The sequence below is a fragment of the Nocardioides sp. P5_C9_2 genome (assembly GCF_054049555.1).
Genome location: NZ_JBFUMD010000629.1, coordinates 1 through 1,770, shown reverse-complemented (window position 1 = coordinate 1,770; position 1,770 = coordinate 1). Strand labels below are relative to the sequence as shown.

Genomic DNA, 1,770 nt, shown 5'->3' with positions numbered 1-1,770 from the left:
CGGAGGAGAACCTGTCACGTCGTGGGCGAGGAGGTACGGCGACCCGCCTGACAGGATGCGTGCGTGGACCTCGAGACGCTGGCCTGGCTCCGGACCGATGCCGGCCGGCGGCTGCTGGAGGAGGCGACCCTGTCATGGGCCGAGCATGACGGTGACCCGGTCCGCGTCGCGACGGCGGTACGCCGTCTGGAGCCGGACCCGGGCCGGGCGGCGGCGGCCACCACCCAGGTGCAGCTGCGGGCGAAGGCGGTCGCGAAGTTCGGCGACCTCGCGCCGCGCATGTTCTTCACCCCCGACGCGCTCGAGCAGTCGACCCGGTTCCGCGTCGCCGAGCACCGCGCGGCACGTCTCGCGGCCGCCCGGCCCGCCAGCGTCATCGACCTCGGGTGCGGCATCGGGGGCGACCTGCTGGCCTTCGCCCGCGCCGGGCTGACCGCCGCCGGCGTGGACCTCGACCCGCTGCGGGTGGCCCTCGCCCAGGCCAACCTCGAGGCCCTCGGCCTGCCCGGGGCCGTGCAGGTCGCCGACGCCACCGCTCTCGACGTGTCGGGCTTCGGTGCCGTCTTCGCCGATCCCGCCCGACGCGGCGCGCGTGGCCGGGTGTTCGACGCCGAGGGCTGGACCCCGCCGTGGCCCTTCGTGCTCGAGCTCCTCACCGGGACGGCCGTGGTCAAGGTCGCCCCCGGGATCCCGCACGCGATGCTGCCGGGCGACATCGAGGCCGAGTGGGTGAGCGACGGCGGCGAGGTCAAGGAGGCCGCCCTCTGGTCGCCCCACCTCGCCACGACCCGTCGCCGCGCCACCGTCATCGGCGTCGGCGGTCTCGCCAGCCTCACCGACGAGGACGACCCCTACACCGGACGGCCACGCCCCGTGCGTGCGGTGGGCGCCTTCCTCTACGAGCCCGACGGCGCCGTGATCCGGGCCGGGCTGGTCACCRCCGTGGCCGCCGGGGTCGGGGGCGGTCTCCTCGACGAGCACATCGCCTACGTCACCGCCGACGACGCCTTCCACTCCCCCTTCGCCCGCTCCTACCGTGTCCTCGAGGAGCTCCCCTACCGGGAGAAGCCGCTGCGGGCCGCACTGCGCGAGCGCGGCATCGGCCGCCTGGCGATCAAGAAGCGCGGCGTCGACGTCGTCCCGGAGCAGCTGCGCAAGCGCCTCGCCCTCCGCGGCGACAACGAGGGGACCCTCGTCATGACCCGGGTCGCCGGAGCCGGTACCGCCCTGCTGGTGGAGCCCGTCTAGCAGCCGCGCCGCTCGACCCCGGCCACGTCGACGGGGAGCCGGCCCGGGGCCTGCGCCCTGCCGAGGAGCACGTCGACCAGGGCCGACATCGCGCCGGGGGTGTCACCGAAGGTCGCCAGCCGCACCGGGGCGCCCACGCTGCCCAGGACGTACGGCGTGTTGGTCGCGACCGCGACCTGGCCGTCGTACGTCGCGTCCTGGTAGCCGGTGAAGCCGATGCTCGTGCCGGCCGCGAGCCGGGCGTCCTCGGCGTCGGTCCAGCGCCCGAGCGCGGCGGCCCGGCGTCTCTCCCGGGCCTTCCACGCCGCCCGGCGCCGCTCGAAGACCTTGACCTTCTCCTTCTTCGCGCGTCGGGGGGCCGGCTCCGCGGTCGTCAGCGAGGCCGGGGCCGCCCGCCGGGTGAGCACCTCGAGGCCCGCCGCCCGCGCGGCGCCGGCGAAGTTGGCCACCGCCACCGGGTCGCCGGTCGGGGCGACGGAGTCACCCACGAGCCGTCCCCGACAGTCCCCGGCGACGCTGGTG

Annotated in this window: 2 protein-coding genes; one reads left to right on the top strand and one right to left on the bottom strand. The window is 76.3% G+C overall.

Translation table 11 applies throughout. From position 1 onward, the window contains the following. Nucleotides 1-63 precede the first annotated feature (63 nt). Entirely contained in the window at nucleotides 64-1,248 is a 1,185-nt protein-coding gene (locus ACXJKL_RS20405) for a THUMP-like domain-containing protein (RefSeq protein ID WP_457208820.1), read from the top strand. Here the strand turns inward: ACXJKL_RS20405 and ACXJKL_RS20400 are convergent. After that, nucleotides 1,245-1,770 (bottom strand): hypothetical protein (locus ACXJKL_RS20400; RefSeq protein WP_457208819.1); only part of this gene is annotated, 526 nt, incomplete at its 5' end. The two genes, ACXJKL_RS20405 and ACXJKL_RS20400, sit on opposite strands and share 4 nt — an antisense overlap.